The organism is Streptomyces sp. NPDC048106 (assembly GCF_040706415.1).
In the GTDB taxonomy this organism is placed as follows: Bacteria; Actinomycetota; Actinomycetes; order Streptomycetales; family Streptomycetaceae; genus Streptomyces.
Window position 1 is genome coordinate 1 of the sequence record NZ_JBEZND010000116.1, and the last position, 1112, is coordinate 1112.

Annotated in this window: 1 protein-coding gene; it reads left to right on the plus strand. The window is 70.0% G+C overall.

Going from position 1 to position 1112, the window contains the following annotated elements; genetic code table 11:
* On the plus strand, window positions 1–1112 hold a 1112-nt coding region (locus AB0927_RS40990; RefSeq protein ID WP_366672967.1), incomplete at both ends, for a 2-oxoacid:acceptor oxidoreductase family protein.

Consider the following 1112-nt stretch of genomic DNA (forward strand, 5'->3'; position numbering starts at 1 on the left):
CGCCGCCTGGACCGGGTGATCATCCGGTTCGCGGGGGACTCGGGTGACGGCATGCAGCTCACCGGGGACCGGTTCACCTCGGAGACCGCTTCCTTCGGCAACGACCTCTCCACCCTGCCGAACTTCCCCGCCGAGATCCGCGCCCCCGCCGGCACCCTGCCCGGCGTCTCCTCCTTCCAGCTCCACTTCGCCGACCACGACATCCTCACCCCGGGCGACGCGCCGAACGTCCTCGTCGCGATGAACCCGGCCGCGCTGAAGGCCAACATCGGCGATCTGCCGCGGGGCGCCGAGATCATCGTGAACACCGACGAGTTCACCAAACGCGCCCTGCAGAAAGTGGGCTACGACGCCTCACCGCTGGAGGACGGCTCGCTCGACGGCTACGGCCTCCACCCGGTGCCGCTGACCACCCTGACGGTGGAGGCGCTCAAGGACTTCGACCTCTCCCGCAAGGAGGCCGAGCGCAGCAAGAACATGTTCGCCCTGGGCCTGCTGAGCTGGATGTACCACCGGCCCACCGAGGGCACGGAGAAGTTCCTGGCGTCGAAGTTCGCGAAGAAGCCGGAGATCATGGCGGCGAACATCGCCGCGTTCCGTGCGGGCTGGAACTTCGGCGAGACCACGGAGGACTTCGCCGTCTCCTACGAGGTCGCCCCGGCCGCCAAGGCCTTCCCGGTGGGCACCTACCGCAACATCTCCGGCAACCTCGCCCTGGCCTACGGCCTGATCAGCGCCTCCCGCCAGGCGGACCTGCCGCTGTTCCTGGGCTCGTACCCGATCACGCCGGCCTCGGACATCCTGCACGAACTGAGCAAGCACAAGAACTTCGGCGTGCGCACCTTCCAGGCCGAGGACGAGATCGCGGGCATCGGCGCGGCACTGGGCGCGGCGTTCGGCGGCTCGCTCGCGGTGACGACCACCTCGGGGCCGGGCGTGGCGCTGAAGAGCGAGACGGTCGGGCTCGCGGTCTCGCTGGAGCTGCCGCTGCTGGTGGTGGACATCCAGCGCGGCGGCCCCTCGACCGGGCTGCCGACCAAGACCGAGCAGGCGGACCTGCTCCAGGCGATGTACGGGCGCAACGGTGAGGCGCCGGTGCCGATCGTCGCGCC